The organism is Streptomyces sp. NPDC052064, from assembly GCF_055585925.1.
Window position 1 is genome coordinate 249,029 of record NZ_JBVJJE010000003.1, and the last position, 22,087, is coordinate 271,115.

Consider the following 22,087-nt stretch of genomic DNA (forward strand, 5'->3'; position numbering starts at 1 on the left):
TCGCGCAGTCCCCGCGCCCCTGAAAAGGGGCGTTCAGCTCACCCGGCGGACCAAGTACGCCGCTCCCCGGTCCGCCGGCTCCTCGCCCACGTACTCCTGGCCCCGCATCTCGCACCAGGCCGGAATGTCCAAGCGGGCCGCCTCGTCGTCCGACAGCACCCGGACCAGGCCGCCCACCGGCACGTCGCCGATGACCTTCGCCAGCTCGATCACCGGAATCGGACAGCGCTTGCCGAGGGAGTCGACGACCAGGACGTCCTCCTCGCGGGCTACCTCGGAGGCGACCGGCGCCCCCAGTTTCTCCCGCACCGCCGCCACGGCCCCGGGCAGCACGTCCAGGAACCGCTCGACATCCTCCTCCGCCGCCCCCAGCGGCAGCGACACCCGCACGTTCCCCTCACTCAGCACGCCCATCGCCCGGAGCACATGGCTCGGCGTCAGCGTGCTGCTCGTGCAGGACGATCCGGACGAGACCGAGAAACCCTCCCGGTCCAGCTCGTGCAGCAGGGCCTCCCCGTCGGCATAGAGACAGGAGAACGTGACGACACCGGGCAGCCTGCGCACCGGATCGCCGACCACCTCGACGTCCGGCACCGTCCGCGGCACGCGTACCCGGATCCGCTCCGTCAGCTCCCGCAGCCGCAGGGCCTCCTCGGCCGCCTCGGCCCGTACGGCCCGTAGCGACGCGGCCGCCGCCACGATCGCCGGGATGTTCTCGAAACCGGCCGCCCGCCCCGACTCCCGCTCGTCCACCGGCCCTTGCGGCGCGAACCGAGCACCCTTGCGGACGACGAGCAGCCCGACCCCCGCCGGACCACCCCACTTGTGGGCGCTGGCCGTGAGCAGCGACCACTCGCCCTCCACCGGCCCCCACCCCAGCGACTGCGCCGCGTCCACCAGCAACGGCACCCCCGCCGCCCGGCACACCTCGGCCACCTCGGCCACCGGCTGCTCGGTCCCCACCTCGTGGTTGGTCGACTGGAGACAGGCCAGTGCCGTGTCCGCGCGCAGGGCATCGCCGTACGCCGCCGGATCCACCGCCCCGCCCCGGTCGACCGGCACCTGCGTGACCGACCCGCCGGCCGCCTCGTGCACCTCGGCCGAGTGCAGCACGGAGGAGTGTTCGACCGCCGACACGATCAGGTGACTCCCCACCCGTCGCCGTCCGGCCAACGCCCCCGCGATCCCCGAATGCACGGCCCGGGTCCCCGACGAGACGAAAACCAACTCGTCCGCCCGGCACCCCACCGCCTCGGCAGCAGCCTCCCGCGCCGCGTCCAGCACCATCCGCGCCCGCCGCCCTTCCCGGTACAACCGAGCAGGATCGGCCCACCCCTCGTCGAGCGAGGCCAACAGCGCCTGACGAGCAACAGGATGAAGAGGGGCCGAGGAAGCAGCATCGAAGTAAGCCACACGGCAACGCTAACCCCGCAAGGGGCGCGGGGAACCGCGCGAACAGCCACAACCCACCCTCACTCGCCCCACAAGCCGCACCCCCAACCCAATAGGCGACCCACCCACCCCTTCGGGGTGACCGACGGCGCGCGAACGCCCCCCTCCCCGCGAGCCCCCGGAGGGCGTCGGCTAGGGTTTGGTCCGCATAAACATCCAAACCCCTGCCCGACGCAGGGCGGCGACCGACCAGCGAGAAGGCCAGGCCGCAGCCGATCCGCGCGGGCGAGACTCTCGGGAAGGCGCTACGTGAGTCCCAACGGCTCCGACCGCTCGCCGCGGCGCCCGATGCGGCGGAAGCTGCTGCAGGCACTGACCGCGGGCCTGGTCTTGGCGACAGCCACCGGTTGCTCGTACAACTGGGAAGACTTCCCCCGCCTTGGTATGCCCACCCCGACCACGGAAGAGGCTCCGCGGATCCTCTCCCTGTGGCAGGGGTCCTGGGCGGCTGCGCTCGCCGTTGGCGTGCTGGTGTGGGGTCTGATCCTGTGGAGTGCTTTCTTCCACCGGCGCAGCCGCACCAAGGTCGAGGTTCCTCCGCAGACCCGGTACAACATGCCCATCGAGGCGCTGTACACCGTGGTCCCGCTCATCATCGTCTCGGTGCTGTTCTACTTCACCGCCCGCGACGAGTCAGAGCTGCTCAGCCTCAAGAAGAAGCCCGACGTCACGGTCAACGTGGTCGGCTTCCAGTGGAGCTGGTGCTTCAACTACATCGAGCCGGTCGCCGGTTCCACGGGTGACGCCAAGAAGTCGCCGGAGCTGGACGCGATCCCGGACCGGTTCAAGAAGGACTTCCCGGCCAACGCCGGCGGCGTCTACGACTGCGGTACCCCCGGCACCCGGAACCCGCAGACCAACAACCCGGGCCCGACGCTCTGGCTGCCCAAGGGCAAGACCGTCCGCTTCGTCCTCACCTCGCGTGACGTCATCCACTCCTTCTGGGTGGTGCCGTTCCTGATGAAGCAGGACGTCATCCCGGGCCACACCAACGCCTTCGAGGTGACCCCCAACAAGGAGGGCACCTTCCTGGGCAAGTGCGCCGAGCTCTGCGGCGTCGACCACTCTCGGATGCTGTTCAACGTGAAGGTCGTCTCCCCCGAGCGCTACGAGCAGCACCTCAAGGACCTCGTGGACAAGCAGCAGAACGGTTACGTTCCCGCCGGCATCGCGCAGACGAGCCACGAGAAGAACCGGGAGACGAACAACCTGTGAGCATCCTCAACGAACCCCAGGGTGCCGCGGCAGCAGGGTCCCACTACCAGGACGAGCTGCCGGTCAGGCGCCAGAACCGCGGCAGCGTCGTGGTCAAGTGGCTGACGACGACGGACCACAAGACGATCGGCACGCTGTACCTGGCGACGTCGTTCGCGTTCTTCGTCATCGGTGGCGTGATGGCGCTGTTCATGCGCGCCGAGCTCGCCCGGCCCGGTCTGCAGATCATGTCGACCGAGCAGTTCAACCAGGCGTTCACGATGCACGGCACGATCATGCTGCTGATGTTCGCGACGCCGCTGTTCGCCGGCTTCGCGAACTGGATCATGCCGCTGCAGATCGGCGCGCCCGACGTGGCGTTCCCCCGGCTGAACATGTTCGCCTACTGGCTGTACCTGTTCGGCTCGCTCATCGCGGTGGGCGGCTTCCTCACCCCGCAGGGCGCGGCCGACTTCGGCTGGTTCGCCTACAGCCCGCTGTCGGACGCGGTCCGCTCGCCGGGCATCGGCGCCGACATGTGGATCATGGGTCTGGCCTTCTCCGGCTTCGGCACCATCCTCGGCTCGGTCAACTTCATCACCACGATCATCTGCATGCGCGCTCCGGGCATGACGATGTTCCGCATGCCGATCTTCACCTGGAACGTGCTGCTGACCGGTGTGCTGGTCCTGCTGGCCTTCCCGGTCCTGGCGGCCGCGCTGTTCGCGCTGGAGGCGGACCGCAAGTTCGGTGCGCACGTCTTCGACTCCGCCAACGGCGGCGCGTTGCTGTGGCAACACCTCTTCTGGTTCTTCGGCCATCCAGAGGTGTACATCATCGCGCTGCCGTTCTTCGGGATCATCTCCGAGGTCATCCCGGTCTTCTCCCGCAAGCCGATGTTCGGTTACTCGGGGCTGATCGGCGCGACGATCGCGATCGCGGGTCTGTCCGTGACGGTGTGGGCGCACCACATGTACGTCACCGGCGGTGTGCTGCTGCCGTTCTTCTCCTTCATGACCTTCCTGATCGCGGTCCCGACCGGTGTGAAGTTCTTCAACTGGATCGGCACCATGTGGAAGGGCTCGCTGTCCTTCGAGACGCCGATGCTCTGGGCGACCGGCTTCCTGATCACCTTCACCTTCGGTGGTCTGACCGGTGTCATCCTGGCCTCGCCGCCGATGGACTTCCACGTCTCCGACTCGTACTTCGTGGTGGCGCACTTCCACTACGTCGTCTTCGGCACCGTGGTCTTCGCGATGTTCTCCGGCTTCCACTTCTGGTGGCCGAAGTGGACCGGCAAGATGCTGGACGAGCGCCTCGGCAAGATCACCTTCTGGACGCTGTTCATCGGCTTCCACGGCACGTTCCTGGTCCAGCACTGGCTGGGTGCCGAGGGCATGCCGCGCCGGTACGCGGACTACCTCGCGGCCGACGGCTTCACCGCGCTGAACACGATCTCGACGATCAGCTCGTTCCTGCTCGGCATGTCGCTCCTGCCGTTCTTCTACAACGTGTGGAAGACGGCCAAGTACGGCAAGCCGGTCGGCGTCGACGACCCGTGGGGCTACGGCCGCTCCCTGGAGTGGGCCACCTCCTGCCCGCCGCCCCGCCACAACTTCATCACCATGCCGCGGATCCGCAGTGAATCCCCGGCGTTCGACCTGCACCACCCGGAGATCGCCGCCCTCGACCAGCTCGAGAACGTCGGTCACGGCGAGAAGGCCATCGCTGGTGGCAAGGAGGCCGGCAAGTGAAGATCCAGGGCAAGATGTTCATGTGGCTGAGCGTCTTCGTCCTCGCCATGGCGGTCGTCTATGGCGTGTGGTCGAAGGAGCCGGCCGGTACCACGGCCCTCTTCCTGGCCTTCGGCCTGTGCATCATGATCGGCTTCTACCTCGGCTTCACGGCCAAGCGGGTCGACGTCGGTGCGCAGGACAACAAGGAGGCGGACGTCGCGGACGACGCCGGCGAGGTCGGGTTCTTCAGCCCGCACAGCTGGCAGCCGCTCTCCCTGGCCATCGGTGGCGCCCTCGCCTTCCTGGCCATCGCGATCGGTTGGTGGCTGCTGTACTTCTCGCTGCCGATCATCCTGGTCGGCGTCTGGGGCTGGGTCTTCGAGTACTACCGCGGTGAGAACCGCACCCAGTAACTCGAGCCGAGCGCTTCAGGGGCCCGGACACTCCGCAAGGAGCGTCCGGGCCCCTGTCTTTTGCCGCAATATATGTCACTCGTACGAGTCACTCGGCGTGCCGCAGTTGACGCGGCTTCCTAGCGTGAGGCCATGAGCCACACAGCGAACTCCCGCCCCGTCGTCAGCTGCGCGCTCCTGGTGATAGCCCTCTGCGCGGGTGTCACCGCATGCGGCTCGGACGGCAACCCGCTCTCCCACCGCCCCTACGACGCGGCGGACCAGATCTCCTTCAGCGCCCCCTCGGAGGGCCGCAAGAAGGCCGACCCGGACAAGCCCCTGGAAGTGGTCGCCGAGGACTCCGGCGGGCGCATCACGGACGTCACGGCCTACGACGCCGCCGGACGCTACGTGGCCGGCGAACTCGCCGCCGACGGCGGCCGCTGGCACAGCACCTCACCGCTGGCCGCCAACGCCGGCTACACGGTCCGTGTGAGCACCGAGGACGAGGACGGGGCGCCCGGCCGCAAGGTCCTCACCTTCGACACCGGCAAGCCCACCACCAAGAAGCGCCTGGACGTCACCTTCGGCCCCAAGGCGGGCACCTACGGCGTCGGCCAGCCCATCACGGCCGAGCTGAGCCAGCCCGTCAAGGACAGGGCCCAGCGGGCCGTGGTCGAACGGGCTCTGAAGGTCTCCTCCATGCCCGCCACGGACGGCGCCTGGCACTGGGTGGACGACAAGAAGCTCCACTACCGTCCGAAGGACTACTGGCCCACACAAGCCACCATCCAGGTCCGCAGCAACCTGGAGGGCATCAAGATCGGCGACCGTATGCGGGGCGGCAAGGCCAAGCCGCTGACGATCAGCACCGCCGACAAGGTCATAGCCGTCACGGACGCCGCGGCCCACCAGATGACGGTCTACAAGAACGACGAGATCGTCCGGCAGATCCCGGTCACCACGGGTATGCCCGGCTACGACACCCGCAACGGCGTCAAGGTCGTCCTGGCCAAGGAAGGCACCGTCCGCATGACCAGCGCCAGCATCGGCGCCTCGGACTTCTACGACCTGATCGTCCACCACTCCGTGCGGGTCACCAACAGCGGCGAGTACGTCCACGCCGCCCCCTGGTCCGTCGGCTCCCAGGGCTTCGCGAACGTCAGCCACGGCTGCACCGGCATGAGCACCGAGAACGCCGCGTGGTTCTACGAGAACGTCCGCGAGGGCGACATCGTCAAGGTCATAAACTCCGCCGGCGACACGATGACCCCCTTCGGCAACGGTTTCGGCGACTGGAACCTCGAGTGGAAGCAGTGGCGCACAGGCAGCGCCCTGACAGCCGGCATCCCGGAGGGCCCGACACCAGCCGACAGGGCCCGTCTACGCCCGCAGAGCGCCTGAACGTCCTCAGGGGCATCGTCCCCAGGGGCGCGGGGAACTGCGCGGCAAGCCACAGATCACCCGCACCCGCCGACGACGAGGAGTCCCGAGCTTCTAGGCGTTCAGAGCCGCCCTCTCCCGCAACAGGGAAGCCAAGGCCGCCGCAAACTCCACCGGCTCCACCGGCAACGTCACCGCCGACTCCGCGCGACTCCAGGTCGCGAGCCACGCATCCTGCGGCCGCCCGATCAGCAACAACACCGGCGGACAGTCGAACACCTCGTCCTTGATCTGCCGGCAGAGCCCCATGCCCCCCATCGGCACGGCCTCACCGTCCAGCACACAGACGTCGATCCCACCCCGGTCCAACTCCTTGAGCACCGCCCCCGGAGTCGCACACTCCACGAACTCCACCAAGGGAACGTCCGGCGCCGGCCGCCGTCCCGTGGCGAGCCGCACCTGCTCGCGGGTGTTGGAGTCGTCGCTGTAGACCAGCACCGTGGCGGTCGGCTGCATTGTTCCTCCGTGACGTCAGCGTCGTAAGGACAGGCCCGTGGGGCGGATGCTACTCCCTTGAACACCACGTCAACACCGGTACGACCGGCACAGACACTCCGAACGGCACCCCCCGGAGTGAGGGCGGGATAAGCGACCGACATAATGTCGGTCGTGGCGACAGCAACGACAGTAGAAACCGGGCACGCGCACCCGTCGGTCAATCGGCCGAACCTCACCAGCGTCGGAACCATCATCTGGCTGAGTTCCGAGCTGATGTTCTTCGCGGCCCTCTTCGCGATGTACTTCACCCTGCGATCGGTGACGGGTCCCGATCACTGGAAGGAGATGGCCGGCCATCTCAACTTCCCGTTCTCGGCGGCGAACACCACCATCCTGGTGCTCTCCTCGCTCACCTGCCAGCTCGGCGTCTTCGCCGCCGAGCGCGGTGACGTGAAGAAGCTGCGGATGTGGTTCATCGTCACCTTCGTGATGGGTGCGATCTTCATCGGCGGCCAGGTATTCGAGTACACCGAGCTGGTCAAGGACGCGGGCCTGTCCCTGTCCTCCGACCCGTACGGCTCGGTCTTCTACCTGACCACCGGCTTCCACGGCCTGCATGTGACGGGCGGTCTCATCGCCTTCCTGCTGGTCCTGGGCCGGACCTACGCGGCCCGGAGGTTCACCCACGAGCAGGCGACCGCCGCGATCGTCGTGTCCTACTACTGGCACTTCGTCGATGTCGTCTGGATCGGCCTCTTCGCCACGATCTACATGATCAAGTAGCGGGACCGCAGCGCGCGCCCGACGAAGCACGCATCCCAGAAGCACCGACGCAGAAGATCCTGACACCGGGGTAATCCGTGAAAAAGCTCTCCGCACGACGACGCCACCCGTTGGCGGCGGTCGTCGTCCTACTCCTCGCGCTGCTCTTCAGCGGGGGGCTGTACGCCGTGTTCGCACCCACGAGCAAGGCTGAGGCCGACGAAACCGCCCAGTCCCTCACCATCGAGGAGGGCAAGAAGCTCTACTCGGTCGGCTGCGCCAGTTGCCACGGCACCGGCGGTCAGGGCACCTCCGACGGGCCGAGCCTGGTGGGCGTGGGCGCCGCGGCCGTCGACTTCCAGGTGGCCACCGGCCGTATGCCGGCCGCCACCTCCCAGGGCCCGCAGGTCCCCAAGAAGAAGAACATCTACAGCCAGGCCGAGATCGACCAGCTCGCGGCCTACATCGCCTCGCTGGGCGCCGGGCCTGCCGTCCCGACCGAGGAGCAGTACGGCCCCCAGGGTGCCGACATCGCCAAGGGCGGTGAGCTGTTCCGCACCAACTGCGCGCAGTGCCACAACTTCACCGGCAAGGGCGGTGCGCTGACGCACGGCAAGTACGCACCGGACCTCGAGGGTGTCTCCCCGAAGCACATCTACGAGGCCATGGAGACCGGCCCGCAGAACATGCCGTCCTTCCCCGACACCACGCTGTCGGAGAAGAACAAGAAGGACATCATCGCGTACCTGGACGCGGTCAACAGCAGCAAGTCCGAGAGCCCCGGCGGTCTCGAGCTCGGCGGCCTCGGGCCGGTCAGCGAGGGCCTGTTCGGCTGGATCTTCGGTCTCGGCGGGCTGATCGCCGTCGCCGTGTGGGTCGCCGCCCGGACCGCAAAGGCCAAGAAGTCATGAGTAGCCAAGACATTCCCGAAGAGAACCTGCCTGCCGAGCAGTCCGCAGGACATGACGAGCACGGGCACGGGGCGCTGAGCCCCGCGGACGAGCATCCGTTCGCCGACCCGGGCCTGCCCCCCCACGAGCACCGGATCCAGGACGTCGACGAGCGGGCCGCCAAGCGGTCCGAGCGTTCGGTCGCCCTGATGTTCACGGTGTCGATGCTGGCCACCATCGCCTTCATCGCCGCGTTCGTGGCGATCCCGGTCGACAAGTCGGTCTACATCTTCCCGCTGGGCCACATCAGCGCGCTGAACTTCGCGCTGGGCATGACGCTCGGCGTCGCGCTGTTCTGCATCGGCGCGGGCGCGGTCCACTGGGCCCGCACCCTGATGTCGGACGTGGAGATCGCCGACGAGCGGCACCCGATCGAGGCGGAGCCCGAGGTTCGCGAGAAGGTCTTCGCGGACTTCAAGCAGGGCGCCAAGGAGTCCGCGCTCGGCCGCCGCAAGCTGATCCGCAACACCATGTTCGGCGCGCTCACGCTGGTGCCGCTCTCCGGTGTCGTGCTGCTGCGCGACCTCGGTCCGCTGCCCGAGGACAAGCTGCGTCACACGCTCTGGTCCAAGGGCAAGCTGCTCGTCAACATGAACACGAACGAGCCGCTGCGTCCGTCGGACGTCGCGGTCGGCTCGCTGACCTTCGCCAAGCCCGAGGGCCTGGAGGAGCACGACCACGAGTTCCAGAACGAGATCGCCAAGGCCGCCCTGATGATCGTCCGGATCCAGCCGGAGAACATCAAGGACAAGCGCGAACTCGAGTGGTCGCACGAGGGCATCGTCGCGTACTCGAAGATCTGCACCCACGTCGGTTGCCCGATCTCCCTGTACGAGCAGCAGACGCACCACGTGCTCTGCCCCTGCCACCAGTCCACCTTCGACCTCTCCGACGGTGCCCGAGTGATCTTCGGTCCCGCTGGTCACGCTCTGCCGCAGCTCCGCATCGGCGTGAACGACGAGGGCTATCTTGAGGCGCTCGGCGACTTCGACGAGCCCGTCGGCCCTGCTTTCTGGGAGCGCGGATGAGCACTGCACAGACACGTCGCAAGGCGCCCGCCGGAGAGCGGGTCGCCGACTGGGCCGACGGCCGCCTGGGGATCTACTCCCTGGCCAAGGCCAACATGCGCAAGATCTTCCCGGACCACTGGTCCTTCATGCTGGGTGAGATCTGCCTCTACAGCTTCATCATCATCATCCTGACGGGTGTGTACCTGACGCTGTTCTTCCACCCGTCGATGAACGAGGTGGAGTACCACGGCAGCTACGTCCCGCTCCAGGGGCAGCTGATGTCGGAGGCGTTCGCCTCCACCCTGGACATCAGCTTCGACGTGCGCGGCGGTCTGCTCATCCGGCAGATCCACCACTGGGCGGCGATCATCTTCCTCGCCGGCATGTTCGTGCACATGATGCGCGTCTTCTTCACCGGCGCGTTCCGCAAGCCGCGCGAGATCAACTGGCTGTTCGGCTTCCTGCTGTTCGTCCTGGGCATGTTCACCGGTTTCACCGGCTACTCGCTCCCGGACGACCTGCTCTCCGGCACCGGTGTCCGCTTCACGCAGGGCGCGATCCTGTCCGTGCCGATCGTCGGTACGTACATCTCGATGTTCCTGTTCGGCGGGGAGTTCCCGGGTACCGACTTCGTCGCCCGGTTCTACTCGATCCACATCCTGCTGCTGCCGGGCATCATGCTCGGACTCGTGGTCGGCCACCTGATCCTGGTCTTCTACCACAAGCACACGCAGTTCGCGGGTCCCGGCCGGACCAACAAGAACGTCGTCGGCATGCCGCTGCTGCCGGTCTACGCGGCCAAGGCCGGAGGCTTCTTCTTCCTGGTCTTCGGTGCCATCGCGGCCATCGCCGGCATCGCGACCGTCAACCCCATCTGGGTCCTGGGCCCCTACCGGCCCGACCAGGTGTCGACGGGCGCGCAGCCCGACTGGTACATGGGCTTCGCCGAGGGTCTGGTCCGAGCGATGCCGGGCTGGGAGATCAACCTCTGGGGTCACACGCTCGTCCTGGGCGTGTTCATCCCGCTGGTCCTCTTCGGCCTGTTCCTCGGGATCATCGCCCTCTACCCGTTCATCGAGTCGTGGGTCACCGGGGACAAGCGCGAGCACCACATCCTGGACCGGCCGCGCAACGCCCCGACGCGCACCGCCTTCGGTGTCGCGTGGGTCACCGGCTACATGATCATGCTGATCGGCGGCGGCAACGACATCGTCGCCACCCACTTCCACCTGTCGATCAACGCGGTCACCTGGTTCGTCCGGATCGGGTTCTTCGCCGGACCGGTCGTCGCCTTCATCATCACCAAGCGCATCTGCCTCGGCCTCCAGCGCCGGGACAAGGAGAAGGTGCTGCACGGCCGCGAGTCGGGCATCATCAAGCGCCTGCCGCACGGTGAGTTCATCGAGGTGCACGAGCCGCTCAGCCAGGAGCAGATGTACACGCTCACGGCGCACGAGCAGTACCAGCCGGTCGAGATCGGCCCGACGGTCGACGAGAACGGTGTCGAGCGCAAGGTGAAGGGCTCCGAGAAGCTGCGCGCCAAGCTCAGCGAGTCCTACTACGGCGAGGGTGCCCAGATCCCGAAGCCGACCACCGAGGAGTACCGCGAGATCACGAGCGGCCACGGCCACCACTGATCACTGCTTCGCCACGCCACGCGAAGGGCCCCGTCCGGTGTTCGGACGGGGCCCTTCGCCGTGCCCCTGGCTGGATAGGGTGGACCTCGTTGAGACTCTCGTCCCGTAGTGCGGGACGCCTGACCCTGGAGCGGCTTATGAGCGCTGTGATCCCCGCTGGAGGCGACACCGCGGCGGGCCGCTCCTGGCCCCTGCTGTTGAACAGTCTGCTGGACCGCCGGGACCTGACCGCCGACGACACCGCGTGGGCGATGGACCTGATCATGCGCGGTGAGGCGACGGACGCCCAGATCGCCGGGCTCGTGGTGGCGCTGCGGGCCAAGGGCGAGACCGTCGAGGAGATCGCCGGATTCGTCCGGGCGATGTACGAGCACGCGAACGTGATCGAGGTGCCGGGCCCGGCCGTCGACATCGTCGGCACGGGCGGCGACGGGGCGAAGACCGTCAACATCTCCACGATGTCGGCGATCGTCATCGCCGGCACCGGTGCGAAGGTCGTCAAGCACGGCAACCGCGCGGCGTCCTCGGCGTCCGGGGCGTCGGACGTGCTGGAGAAGCTCGGCGTCAACCTGGAGCTGCCGACGCACCGGGTGGCCCGGGTCGCCGAGGAGGCCGGGATCACCTTCTGCTTCGCGGCGAAGTTCCACCCGGCGATGCGCCACGCGGGCGCCGCCCGTGGGCAGTTGGGCATCCGGACGATCTTCAATGTTCTCGGCCCGCTGACCAACCCGGCGAAGGTCCGCTCCCAGGCCGTCGGTGTCGCGGACCCGCGCATGGCACCGATCGTCGCGGGCGTCTTCGCCGAGCGCGGCCACTCGTCCCTGGTCTTCCGGGGCGACGACGGCCTCGACGAACTGACCACCACGGCCACGTCCCGGGTGTGGATCGTCCGCGACGGCAAGGTGACCGAGGAGGCCTTCGACCCGCGCGACGTGGGCATCGAACTCGTCCCCGTGGAGGCCCTGCGCGGCGCGGACGCCTCCTACAACGCGGAGGTCGCCCGCCGTCTGCTGGACGGTGAGACGGGCCCGGTGCGGGACGCGGTCCTGCTGAACTCGGCGGCTGCCCTGGTGGCCCTCGATCCCGGCCGGGGAACGCTGGCCGAGCAGATCCGTGCCGGCATGGCGAAGGCGGCCGAATCGATCGACTCCCGGGCCGCCAAGCGGACCCTGGAGCGGTGGGTGGCGGCGAGCAACTCGTAAGGCGGAGTGTCCCGCAATCCGGACGCGGGTTGCGGGACCTCGATCATTCTCGTAGGTTCCTTTCCAGGTCATGAGTGACAGTCATGAGGCCCCGGCCGACTGTCCGGCAACCCTCCGTCCGTGGCGGGGTGCCCCGGGTGAAGACCAGGTCGTAGTCAGCAAGGTCTACGGCAAGCGCGGACCCCTCGCGAAACCAGGGGTCCTGGTCGTCGAGGAGCTTTCCGTGAATCAGCGAATGCGTTAGGGCCGCAGAGCCCCGCCTCCGCACCCTTTCTCTCCTTCGCCCCGCTTGCAGCCGTACGGCTCGCGGGCGCATTCCACCTGCCTTCACGGGAGTTCCGCCATGTCCGTCTCCACCCTTGCCGCCGACCAGTCCGTTTGTGCCCCGCTGCCCGTTCTGGGCCGGGACGTCACCGTTCCGCTCGTCACCGGCGGTGAGGTCACCTACGCCGCGCTCGACTACGCCGCCAGCGCCCCGGCGCTCCAGCGGGTCTGGGACGACGTCGCCGCCTACGCGCCGTACTACGGCAGCGTCCACCGCGGTGCCGGGTACCTGTCCCAGCTGTCGACCGACCTGTTCGAGAACTCCCGCCGGACGGTCGCGGAGTTCCTCGACTGCCGGGACGACGACCAGGTCGTCTTCACCCGGTCCACCACCGACTCCCTCAACCTCCTCGCCACCGCGCTCCCGGCCGGCTGCCAGGTCTTCGTCTTCGAGACCGAGCACCACGCCTCCCTGCTGCCCTGGCGTGAGGCCCGCGTCACCTACCTCGACGCCCCGCGCAGCCCCCGCGAGACCGTCGAGACCCTGGAACGCGCCCTCGCCGACCGCACTGTGTCCATCGAAGGGGGCCACGGCCCGGCCCTCGTCTGCGTCACCGGCGCCTCGAACGTCACCGGCGAGCTGTGGCCCGTACGGGAGCTCGCGGCGGCCGCGCACGCCCACGGCGCCCGGATCGTGCTCGACGCCGCCCAGCTGGCCCCGCACCACCCCGTGTCCGTCAAGGACCTCGACGTCGACTGGGTCGCCTTCTCCGGGCACAAGCTGTACGCGCCCTTCGGCTCCGGCGTGCTGGCCGGGCGGGCCGACTGGCTGCGCGAGGCCGAGCCGTACCTCGCGGGCGGCGGCGCCAGCCGCAAGGTCACCCGGCGCACGGACGGGGGAGTGGACGTGGAATGGCACGACAGCGCCGCCCGTCACGAGGCCGGGTCCCCCAACGTCATCGGCGCCTACGCCGTCGCCTCCGCCTGCAAGGCGTTGACCGAGGCCGGCTTCGACACTCTCGTCGCCCGCGAGCAGTACCTGGTCGGGAAGGTGCGGGAGGGGCTGGCCGACGTCCCTCAGGTGCGGTTCCTGTCCCTGTTCGGGGACAAAGCGCCGCGCGTCGGTGTGCTCTCCTTCGTCGTCGAGGGCTGGAACAGCTCGCACTTCGCCGCCGCGCTCTCCGCCGAGTACGGCATCGGCGTCCGGGACGGGCTCTTCTGCGCCCACCCGCTGGTGCGCACACTGCTCGGCAGCGACCCGCAGACGCAGGGCGAATGCGGGGCGCCCGAGGCCGCGCCCGGTGAGAAGTCCCTCAACGCCATCCGCGTGAGCTTCGGTGCGGGCACGCCGGACGAGCACGTGGAGCGGTTCGTACGGGCCGTGCAGGAGCTCGTGTCGGACGGGGCGCGGTGGAACTACCGCACGGAGGACGGGCGCTGCGTGCCGGACACGTCGGTCTGAACGGCCCGGTCGGAGACCAATGGCAGCCGGGTGCCGAGGACGATCATCCTAAGGGCCCGCTCGGTGGCGTCCGTGAGCAGTTCGCTCGCCCGGACCAGGGCCTCCGACAGGGCCATCGGCGCCGGCAGGATGCCGCTGAACGCGTCCACGCCGGGCACCTCGTGCGCGCCCTCGCCGAGCGTGCCCGCCAGGGCCAGGACCGGGCGGCCGTAGAGCTTGGCCCGGCGGGCCACCTCGGCCGGGACCTTGCCGCGCGGCGTCTGGTGGTCCAGGGCGCCCTCGGCGGTGATCACCAGATCCGCGCCGGCCAGGCGGGCGTCCAGGTCGAGGTGGTCCACGAGCACGTCGAAGCGGGGGAGGAGACGGGCGCCGAGGGCTGCGAGGCCGGCGCCCAGGCCGCCGGAGGCCCCGGTTCCGGGACCGTACCGGAGGTTGGTGTCCGGGACGGCGACGTCGCGGGTGAGGACGAAGGCCCAGTTCTCCAGTCCGGCCGACAGCTGCTCGACCTGTGCGGGCGTCGCGCCCTTCTGCGGGCCGAAGACCCGGGCCACGCCCCGCTCTCCGCACAGCACGTTGTACGGGTTGCAGGCGACGAGCAGCTCCACGTCCGCCAGGCGGGTGTCCAGGCCCCTCGGGTCGATGTGGTGCAGCCGCGTCAGCTCCCGGCCCCCGACCGGCAGTTCCTCGCCCCGCGCGTCCAGCAGCCGGGCCCCGAGCGCCTGGAGCGCGCCCGCGCCGCCGTCGGAGGTGCCCGAGTCGCCGCAGCCGACGAGGATCCGCCGCACGCCCCGGTCGAGCGCGGAGCGGATCAGTTCGCCGACGCCGTACGTGGTGGTGGCGCCCGGGTCGCGCAGGTCGCGCGGGACGAGGGAGAGGCCCGCGACCGCCGCCATCTCCACGACCGCCGTGTCCCCCGAGCCCAGCACGGCGAAGTGGGCTCCGATGGTCTCCCCGACCGGGCCGGTGGCGGGCACCGTGACGAGCCGGCCCCCGGTCGCGGCGGCCAGGGCGGCCGCCGTGCCCTCGCCGCCGTCCACCAGCGGGACGAGGTCGAGCTCGGCGCCGGGCAGGACACGGCGTACGCCCGCGGCGATGGCGTCGGCGGCGGCCTCCGCGGACAGGGACTCCTTGAAGCCGCTGGGGGCTACGACGACACGGGTCAGCATGGGTGGGGCTCCTTAACGGGTGACGGAGATGCCGAGCAGCGGCCACACCGCGACGGCGAAGAGCAGCACGAGCGCGGCGGTCAGCGGGGCCAGGAAGGCGGACAGCCGCAGCAGGTCGCGCGGGGTGTAGGTGGGGGTGCCGGGAATCTGTGCGAAGAGCGTGACCGGCTTGGCGGAGGCGGGCAGCGTGTGGCAGAAGCCGGCGGCGGCGGTGGAGGCGAGCGCGGCGGCGACCGGGTTGACGCCGACGCCGACGGAGGCGGCCACGACGAGCGGGACCAGGACGGAGGAGCGGGCGGAGCGGGACTGGAGGACCAGGTGGGCCGCCGTGCTCATCGCGATCACGACCGCCAGGAACACCACCGGGGCCACACCCGTCGGCAGCCCGGAGACCAGCCACTCAGCCGCTCCCGAGTCGGTGAGCGCGACGCCCATCGCCATCGTCGCCGCCATGAACAGCAGCAGCGACCAGGGGACGGTCCTCAGCGCGTCCTTCAGGCGCACGGTGCCGAGGGCGGGCGAGGAGGCGATGACGGCGCCGATCAGCGCGACCAGCGCGGGCGGCACGCGGTGCAGCGGCTCGCTGCACCACAGCAGCACCACCGTGGCCATGAGCAGGGCGCAGCGCTTCTCGGCCTGGCTCCAGGGGCCGGTGACCGGCTGCTCGCTGTGCTGCTGGATCTGTTCGGGCGTGATGTGGACGGGGCCGCGGCGGTCCGCCTTCCGGGTCGTCGTCAGCAGGACCAGCTCGGCGGCCAGGTGCGAGGAGGCCACGGCCAGCGGCAGGCCCAGCAGCAGCCACTCCGTGAAGCCGATGTGCTGCCCGGCCGCCTCCCACAGCACCGACACGGTGATCAGATGCGCGCCGGCGCCGATCAGGGTCGCCACCGCCGACAGCAGGATCACGGTCGGGAACAGCAGCGCCAGCATCACGACCAGTCGTTTGCGGTCGGCGAGGACCTTGGCGAGGGCGAGGAACACCGGCAGCGCGAGCGCGGCCCGGCCGGAGGTGGCGGGCACCGCGAACGCCGTGACGACCAGGGCCGCCGTCGTCAGATGCACGAGCTGCCGGACCGTGCGCGCACCACTGACCAGGAACACCGCCGCCCGCCCGGCGAGCCCGGTCCGGCTCACCGCGGCCGCCAGCACGAACGCGCAGATCAGTAGCCAGACCGTGGCGTCGCCGAGGGTGCCGAACAGGGTGTCGCTGCTGATCACCCCGGTCACCGTGAGCGCGAGTCCGGCGCCCAGCGCGATGTAGGTGTCGTCGATCGACGTCCCGATCCAGGCGCAGGTCGCCAGTACGAACACGGCGAGCGTGAAACGGGCGTCGGCACCGAGTCCCGGGAAGTTCCCGGGGACCGCGAGCAGGAGGCAGACGGTCAGTGCCGCGCACAGGGCGGTGGTGGACCGGAGGTTCAGCGTCACGTCATCGAGGATTCGCCCGGGGGGTGAGTCGCCGATGAGCCGAAGATGAAAGGAAGTTCACCCGGTCCCTCGGGTAGTTCCCCCCCGGCCCTCAGCCGGTGGGCAGCCTGTACCCCATCCCCCGCACCGTCTCCACCCGCTCCGCCCCCAGCTTCCTCCGCAGTGTCCGCACGTACACGTCCACGATGTTGGACCCGGGATCGAAGTCGTACCCCCACACATGCGACAGGATCTGCTCCCGGGACAGCACCTGCCCGGGATGCCGCAGGAACAGTTCCAGCAGTACGAACTCACGGGCCGTCAGGTCGACGGTCCGCTCCCCGGAGCGGGCCCGGCGCGTGCGCAGGTCCAGGCTCAGGGAACCGGACCTGAGCACCGTCACCTCCGGCGCCCGCGCAGCCGTCCGCAGCCTCAGCCGCACCCGGGCCAGCAGCTCCTCGAAGCGGAACGGCTTGGTCATCCAGTCGTCGGCGCCGCCCTCGAGACCGGCCACCGTGTCCCGTACGGAGTCCCGCGCGGTCAGCACGATCACCGGCACCGTCACCCGCGCCTCGCGCAGCTCGCGCAGGATCGTGAAGCCGTCCCGGCCGGGCAGCCCGATGTCCAGGACGACGAGGTCGAAGCCGCCGGTCAGGGCGTACTCGTAGCCCGCGTCGCCGTCGGTGACGACGGTCGTGGTGAAGCCGTTGGAGCGCAGGCCCTTCTCCACGAAGGAGGCGATGCGCTCCTCGTCCTCGACGATGAGGATGCGGTTCACGTGGGGTCCCCTTCCGGTGCCCGGGGCGCGTGCAGAACGAGGGCGAAGGTGGCGCCGCCCCCGGGGGTGTCGTGGAGCAGTACCTGGCCCCGGTGGCCCTCGGCGATCGCCCTGACGATGGACAGTCCGAGCCCGGCGCCGGAGCCCCGGGCGCCGCGGCGGGCCGTGCCGCGCCGGAAGCGTTCGAAGATCACCTCGGTGTCCTGGGGCTGCACACCGGGACCGGAGTCGGCGACGTACAGCTCCAGGTGCGGGCCGTCGGTGCGGGAGCCGATGCGGATGGTCTGGCCTGGCGTGGTGTGCTGCACGGCGTTCTGCGCGAGCTGCACCATGGCCTGGGTGATCCGCTGCGGATCCAGCTCGGCCTCCAGGTCTGCGACCTCGGCGAGCTGCCAGTCGCGTTCGCCGAGCGTGCGGGCCTTGACGTAGACGTCGGCGGTGAGTTCGGCGACCTGGACCGGCTCGGGGGAGACGAAGTCGGGGCGTTCGGCCTTGGCGAGCAGCAGCAGGTCCTCGACGATGCGGCTCATCCGGTCCAGCTCGTCGGTGACCAGCCGGACCGTCTCCTCGCGTTCGGCTGCGTTCTCTTCGGCACCGCCCATCAGTTCCAGATGGCCGCGGACGATGGTGATGGGCGTGCGCAGCTCGTGGCCCGCGTCGTCGACGAACTCGCGCTGGGCGGCGAAGGCCCGCTCCAGCCGGTCGAGCATGCCGTTGAACGTATCGGCGAGAGCCGCTATGTCGTCGTTGCCGTGCACCGGGATCCGCTGGGTGAGGTCCTGCTCGGTGAGCTGCGCCGCCGCGGTGCGCACCACCCGCACGGGCCTGAGGATCCGCCCGGCGACCGCCCAGGCGATGCCGACGGTCAGCAGCAGGGCGGCCCCGGAGATGACGAGCAGCGTGCGGAACATGCTGTTCACGCGGGCCCGCTCGCGCTCCGGATGGAAGGCGACGACGAACGCGGCGTCCGGCTCCCGGCCCTGCTGGGCCACGGTGACCTTGGCCCAGCGGATCTCGCCCTCCGGCCGGTGCAGCACACCGGAGGACGCGGAGGAGTCGAAGATGCCGCGCTCGGCGTCGGGATCCCGGTGCAGGGGCAGGGCGACGGGCAGGTCGTGCCGCGGGCCGATCTGCCGGGGAGTGCCGTCCGCCCCGCGGGCCAGGCCGATCAGCTCCTCGTCCGCGTCGGGGTTCTGCCGTTCCAGGAACACCGTCAGCAGCCGGTCCGCGTCGGTGAACGGCCGGCCCGTCTTCGGATCCCCGCCCTGCTCCTCGAAGTTGGCGAACTCGCCGGTCTCCTGGGTGAGCAGGCGGTTGATCCGGTTGTCGACGTCCCGCAGCAGGAACGAGCGGGTGGTCATGGCGACGGAAGCGAGCGCGACCGCCATCACGAGCAGCAGCCAGAGCAGGATGCGGACCCGGGCGGAGACACGCCGGCGGCCGGCGTCAGTTGTCAGAGCCGGCGCCGTCGTCGTCGCCCGGTCCGTCGTCTCCGGTGCCCCGGCCGCGGTCGTCGTCATCGTCACTCGCTGGGCTCTCGGTCGCCGGAGGCCGCGAGACGGCCTCGTCGCCCGGCGTGGACTTCGGCGGTGTGGACTTCGCGGGGGGTGTGAGCGTGGAGGCGGGCGTGGGCGAGCCGTTGTCCAGCTCCACCTTCTGGGACGGGACCTTGGGCGCCTCGGGACTGTCCGCGAGGGCGTAGCTGGTCGCGGCGATGCCCAGCGGGATCAACACTACGGCGGACAGGGCCGCCATACGACGGGAGAAAGCCATGCGCCCGATCCTGCGGCGGGAACCCGGAGCCGATGATGAACCCCGGATGAAGAACTCTTCATCCGGAGTCCGGGGCCCGTCCTTCGAGAGGGTTCCTCAGTTGTCCAGCCCGATCGAGAACGCCGCCTCAAGGTCGTGCTGCGAGTAGGTGCGGAACGCCACGTGCGTGTCGGTCCCCTCCACCCCGGGGATCTTGCTGATCCGGCCGGGGATGACCTCCGCCAGGTCCTCGTGCTCCTTCACCCGGACCATGGCGATGAGGTCGTAGGTGCCGGTGACGGAGAAGACCTCGCTGACGTTGTCCAGCGCGGCGATCGACTCCGCGATCTCGGGGATCCGGTCCACGCTGGTCTTGATGAGGACGATCGCGGTGATCACGGCTGGTTCTCTCCCTCGGGGGCCGGAGCAGGGGCGGCCTTCACTCTAGTAGGACGGCGGTGGCGGACCGCGGCGTAGCCGAAGCCGAGGCCGAAGCCCACCAGGTGGGCGAGGTAGGCCACGCCCGGCCCGTCCGAGGCCCGCCCCGCCGCCAGCCACTGGAGCGCCGCCCAGAACGGCAGCACGACCCAGGCCGGGAAGCGCACCGGCAGGAAGAAGAGGAACGGCAGGAGACTGGTCACCCTGGCCCGGGGGAACAGGTACAGAAACGCGCCGAGGACCGCCGAGATCGCCCCCGAGGCACCGACCAGGGACTGTTCGGAGTCCGCGTTGGCGGCGGCGTATCCCAGCAGGGCCAGATAGCCGCAGCCGACGTAGAACAGGGTGAACCGCACCCGGCCCATCCGTTCCTCGGTCATCGCCCCGAAGACGTAGAGGAAGAGCATGTTGCCGAGCAGGTGCACCCAGCTGCCGTGGACGAAGAGGGCCGTCGCGGGGGTGAGGGCCGATCCGGCGGGCCCCTCGAACAGTTCTTCTGGGATCACGCCCCAGCGCCGGAAGTAGGCCCGTTGCGCGGCGAGCAGGTCGTCGCCCGTGCCGTACGCCGGACTGAGGCCCGAGGCGGGCCCGGCCAGGAAGACCGCGCAGCACAGGGCGATCAGTGAGTACGTCACCGGCGCCGACGACCCCCGGACCGATCTGCCGGCCCGGACGATCGACGCACTCCACTTGCTGATCATGACCACAGAGCATGACGTAACCGGACGCAACCGCACAGACCGCCTCGCCGCCGTGGACGCGTGGGCGGCGAGGACCCGCCAGGCCGTAGGGTTACGAGCCACACGCACCGGGGATGCCGGTGGCGTCACGGACACTAGAAGGAAAGAGAACAGGCCACGATGACGGTTCCCCTGCCGACCGCCTCGACGCGGTGGCGCTGCTCCCTCTGCGGCAACCTCACGAGGTTCGACGTGACCCGCTCGTCGAAGGTCGTCGAGTACGTCCACCTCGACCTGGCCGGAGAGCCGAAGGTCGAGGAGCGCGAGGTGCTCAGTGAGACCATCGAGTCGGTGCGCTGCCGCTGGTGCAACGCGGTGGACCAGGTGGAACTCGTGGACAGGCCGGGTGCCGGCTCCTGACGGGAGCTGGCCCCGCACAGGCATTGGGGTGTGACGGATGGTGGAGACCACAGGCGGGGGGCCGGGCGACGGCGCCGCCGAGGTGCTCGACCGTCCGCTGCCCGACGGCGTGCGCCGCAGGGTCGTCCAGATCGTCTCCGACGGCTTCGGTTCGCTGACGGTCGGCGAGCTGCCCGCGCAGCTCAGGCAGTACGCCCGGTTCGCCCCGAACCGGCGGACCAAGTTCGCCGGCAACGCCATGGCCGCGGCGCTGGAGACCGACCCGCTGTTCCGGCAGCGCATCGGGGAGAAGCTCAGAGAGACCCAGCCGGAACTGACCGGCGCCCTCGACTCAGGCTCCCCGCCCCCGGCCGCGGACCCGCTCGACGTGGCGGCCGCGGCCTACGTACTGCGGCCCCTCGGCTGGGTGAAGCTCGTGACCGCCGCCGGCGAGGAGGCCCAGCGGGCCGACGCCGAGCGGGCCGACGAGGAGAACCGGGCCGAGCTGGAGCGGCTGCGCGCCGAGCTGGCCCGGGCCCGTGACCACACCAGGGCCGAGACGGAGCGGCTGCGCACGGAGCTGGAATCGGCCAAGAAGGAAGCCGAGTCGCTGCACCGCAAGCTCCGTGCCGCCTTCAGCGACGTCAAGCGCGGCGAGGCCGCCCTGCGCAAGGCGCACGGCGAGATCGAGGCCGTCCGTGCCGAGGGGCAGGCCCAGGTGTCCGCCGCCGAGAGCGAGACCCGGCGGCTCAAGGCCCGGCTCGGGGAGACCGAGGCCGCCCTGGAGGCGGCGCGCCGGGCGGCGCGCGAGGGCCGCAGCGTCGAGGACATGCGGGTGCGGCTGCTGCTGGACACCCTGCTGGACGCCACCCAGGGGCTCCGGCGCGAGCTGGCCCTGCCGCCGGTGTCGGTGCGGCCCGCCGAGACCGTGGACGCCGTCGAGCCGGGCCGGATGAGCCCCAAGGACATCGCCGCCCGCGCCCTGTCCGACGACGACCCGCAGGTCCTCGACCAGCTGCTGGCGCTGCCGCAGGCCCATCTGGTCGTCGACGGCTACAACGTCACCAAGACCGGCTATCCGCAGATGCCGCTGGAGAAGCAGCGCCTGAGGCTGCTGGGGCAGCTCTCGCAACTGGCCGCGCAGAGCGGCGCCGAGGTCACGTGCGTCTTCGACGGGGCCGAACTGGCCGCTCCGGTGCTGCTCGCGCCACCGCGCGGGGTGCGGGTGCTGTTCTCGAAGCCGGGCGTCACCGCCGACGAGCTGATCCGCCAGCTCGTGCGCGCCGAACCGCCCGGCCGGCCGGTCATCGTGGCCTCCACCGACCGCGAGGTCGCCGACGGCGTGGCCCGCGCGGGCGCCCGCCCCGTGGCCTCGGCGATGCTCCTGAAGCGCCTTTCGCGGGGCTAGCGGCTGTTCCAGGGCCTAAGGGGCGTACGCACCATACGTAACTTCCGGGCGTGATGCCCGAATTGGCTCGACCTTCACGCGACGTACGGTCAAGTTCACCGCACAGCCTGTGAGTCC

Annotated in this window: 21 protein-coding genes and 1 riboswitch; of the genes, 12 read left to right on the top strand and 9 right to left on the bottom strand. The window is 69.9% G+C overall.

Annotation, left to right across the window (positions count from 1 at the left end):
* Positions 1 to 33: 33 nt before the first annotated feature.
* On the bottom strand, positions 34 to 1,413 hold the full coding sequence (locus ACZ6TU_RS09000) for an aminotransferase class V-fold PLP-dependent enzyme (protein ID WP_469547574.1): 1,380 nt from the start codon (positions 1,411 to 1,413) through the stop codon (positions 34 to 36).
* Between the two features lie 288 nt (positions 1,414 to 1,701).
* Here ACZ6TU_RS09000 and ctaC point away from each other — a divergent pair, with 288 nt between their 5' ends.
* The 4 genes from ctaC to ACZ6TU_RS09020 all read left to right on the top strand — a co-directional run bounded on the left by ctaC (position 1,702) and on the right by ACZ6TU_RS09020 (position 6,178).
* Positions 1,702 to 2,667, top strand: coding sequence for an aa3-type cytochrome oxidase subunit II (gene ctaC / locus ACZ6TU_RS09005; RefSeq protein WP_356924422.1), 966 nt, complete (start codon positions 1,702 to 1,704; stop codon positions 2,665 to 2,667).
* On the top strand, positions 2,664 to 4,400 hold the full coding sequence (ctaD, locus tag ACZ6TU_RS09010; protein WP_467674334.1) for an aa3-type cytochrome oxidase subunit I: 1,737 nt from the start codon (positions 2,664 to 2,666) through the stop codon (positions 4,398 to 4,400). The genes ctaC and ctaD overlap by 4 nt, the downstream gene beginning before the upstream one ends.
* On the top strand, positions 4,397 to 4,795 hold the full coding sequence (locus ACZ6TU_RS09015; protein WP_467674332.1) for a cytochrome c oxidase subunit 4: 399 nt from the start codon (positions 4,397 to 4,399) through the stop codon (positions 4,793 to 4,795). The genes ctaD and ACZ6TU_RS09015 overlap by 4 nt, the downstream gene beginning before the upstream one ends.
* Before the next feature lie 132 nt (positions 4,796 to 4,927).
* Positions 4,928 to 6,178 carry a L,D-transpeptidase gene (locus tag ACZ6TU_RS09020; protein WP_467674330.1) on the top strand — a complete coding sequence of 417 codons (1,251 nt, stop codon included), beginning with the start codon at positions 4,928 to 4,930 and terminating at the stop codon, positions 6,176 to 6,178.
* Between the two features lie 93 nt (positions 6,179 to 6,271).
* Here ACZ6TU_RS09020 and ACZ6TU_RS09025 read toward each other — a convergent pair whose 3' ends face one another.
* On the bottom strand, positions 6,272 to 6,673 hold the full coding sequence (locus ACZ6TU_RS09025) for a response regulator (protein WP_467674328.1): 402 nt from the start codon (positions 6,671 to 6,673) through the stop codon (positions 6,272 to 6,274).
* 144 nt (positions 6,674 to 6,817) lie between these two features.
* Between ACZ6TU_RS09025 and ctaE the strand changes: the two genes are divergently transcribed.
* The 6 genes from ctaE to ACZ6TU_RS09055 all read left to right on the top strand — a co-directional run bounded on the left by ctaE (position 6,818) and on the right by ACZ6TU_RS09055 (position 13,942).
* Positions 6,818 to 7,438: an aa3-type cytochrome oxidase subunit III gene (gene ctaE / locus ACZ6TU_RS09030; RefSeq protein WP_086600619.1), complete on the top strand. Its 621-nt coding sequence runs from the start codon at positions 6,818 to 6,820 to the stop codon at positions 7,436 to 7,438.
* A 77-nt stretch (positions 7,439 to 7,515) separates the two neighbouring features.
* On the top strand, positions 7,516 to 8,328 hold the full coding sequence (gene qcrC, locus ACZ6TU_RS09035) for a cytochrome bc1 complex diheme cytochrome c subunit (RefSeq protein WP_467674326.1): 813 nt from the start codon (positions 7,516 to 7,518) through the stop codon (positions 8,326 to 8,328).
* Positions 8,325 to 9,395, top strand: a complete 1,071-nt coding sequence (gene qcrA, locus ACZ6TU_RS09040) for a cytochrome bc1 complex Rieske iron-sulfur subunit (RefSeq protein WP_469547578.1) — start codon at positions 8,325 to 8,327, stop codon at positions 9,393 to 9,395. The genes qcrC and qcrA overlap by 4 nt, the downstream gene beginning before the upstream one ends.
* On the top strand, positions 9,392 to 11,014 hold the full coding sequence (qcrB, locus tag ACZ6TU_RS09045) for a cytochrome bc1 complex cytochrome b subunit (protein WP_469547580.1): 1,623 nt from the start codon (positions 9,392 to 9,394) through the stop codon (positions 11,012 to 11,014). The genes qcrA and qcrB overlap by 4 nt, the downstream gene beginning before the upstream one ends.
* Before the next feature lie 137 nt (positions 11,015 to 11,151).
* Positions 11,152 to 12,216, top strand: a complete 1,065-nt coding sequence (gene trpD / locus ACZ6TU_RS09050) for an anthranilate phosphoribosyltransferase (RefSeq protein WP_469547582.1) — start codon at positions 11,152 to 11,154, stop codon at positions 12,214 to 12,216.
* A gap of 66 nt (positions 12,217 to 12,282) precedes the next feature.
* A riboswitch (SAM riboswitch) is annotated at positions 12,283 to 12,399 on the top strand.
* 160 nt (positions 12,400 to 12,559) lie between these two features.
* Positions 12,560 to 13,942: an aminotransferase class V-fold PLP-dependent enzyme gene (locus ACZ6TU_RS09055; RefSeq protein WP_469547583.1), complete on the top strand. Its 1,383-nt coding sequence runs from the start codon at positions 12,560 to 12,562 to the stop codon at positions 13,940 to 13,942.
* Here the strand turns inward: ACZ6TU_RS09055 and ACZ6TU_RS09060 are convergent.
* The 7 genes from ACZ6TU_RS09060 to ACZ6TU_RS09090 all read right to left on the bottom strand — a co-directional run bounded on the left by ACZ6TU_RS09060 (position 13,897) and on the right by ACZ6TU_RS09090 (position 20,184).
* Entirely contained in the window at positions 13,897 to 15,108 is a 1,212-nt protein-coding gene (locus ACZ6TU_RS09060; protein ID WP_467674316.1) for a glycerate kinase, read from the bottom strand. The genes ACZ6TU_RS09055 and ACZ6TU_RS09060 overlap by 46 nt on opposite strands.
* Before the next feature lie 12 nt (positions 15,109 to 15,120).
* The gene (locus ACZ6TU_RS09065) at positions 15,121 to 16,536 is read right to left on the bottom strand and encodes an SLC13 family permease (protein WP_467674314.1); all 1,416 of its coding nucleotides are present in this window, start codon (positions 16,534 to 16,536) and stop codon (positions 15,121 to 15,123) included.
* A gap of 91 nt (positions 16,537 to 16,627) precedes the next feature.
* Positions 16,628 to 17,293, bottom strand: a complete 666-nt coding sequence (locus ACZ6TU_RS09070; RefSeq protein WP_467674312.1) for a response regulator transcription factor — start codon at positions 17,291 to 17,293, stop codon at positions 16,628 to 16,630.
* Positions 17,290 to 18,813, bottom strand: a complete 1,524-nt coding sequence (locus ACZ6TU_RS09075) for a sensor histidine kinase (protein WP_467674310.1) — start codon at positions 18,811 to 18,813, stop codon at positions 17,290 to 17,292. Before ACZ6TU_RS09075 ends, ACZ6TU_RS09070 begins: the two co-directional genes overlap by 4 nt.
* A complete protein-coding gene (locus ACZ6TU_RS09080; RefSeq protein ID WP_467674308.1) occupies positions 18,740 to 19,066 on the bottom strand; it encodes a small secreted hydrophilic protein in 327 nt (108 codons plus the stop codon). Before ACZ6TU_RS09080 ends, ACZ6TU_RS09075 begins: the two co-directional genes overlap by 74 nt.
* A gap of 96 nt (positions 19,067 to 19,162) precedes the next feature.
* Positions 19,163 to 19,444 (bottom strand): Lrp/AsnC family transcriptional regulator, encoded by a 282-nt coding sequence (locus ACZ6TU_RS09085; RefSeq protein ID WP_274815696.1) that lies wholly within the window; start codon positions 19,442 to 19,444, stop codon positions 19,163 to 19,165.
* Complete coding sequence (locus ACZ6TU_RS09090; RefSeq protein ID WP_469547588.1) at positions 19,441 to 20,184, bottom strand: rhomboid family intramembrane serine protease; 744 nt, start codon at positions 20,182 to 20,184, stop codon at positions 19,441 to 19,443. Before ACZ6TU_RS09090 ends, ACZ6TU_RS09085 begins: the two co-directional genes overlap by 4 nt.
* Before the next feature lie 159 nt (positions 20,185 to 20,343).
* Between ACZ6TU_RS09090 and ACZ6TU_RS09095 the strand changes: the two genes are divergently transcribed.
* Both ACZ6TU_RS09095 and ACZ6TU_RS09100 read left to right on the top strand, forming a co-directional pair.
* Entirely contained in the window at positions 20,344 to 20,583 is a 240-nt protein-coding gene (locus ACZ6TU_RS09095; protein WP_338777796.1) for a hypothetical protein, read from the top strand.
* Between the two features lie 37 nt (positions 20,584 to 20,620).
* Positions 20,621 to 21,970, top strand: coding sequence for an NYN domain-containing protein (locus tag ACZ6TU_RS09100; protein WP_467674304.1), 1,350 nt, complete (start codon positions 20,621 to 20,623; stop codon positions 21,968 to 21,970).
* The last annotated feature ends 117 nt before the right edge of the window (positions 21,971 to 22,087 follow it).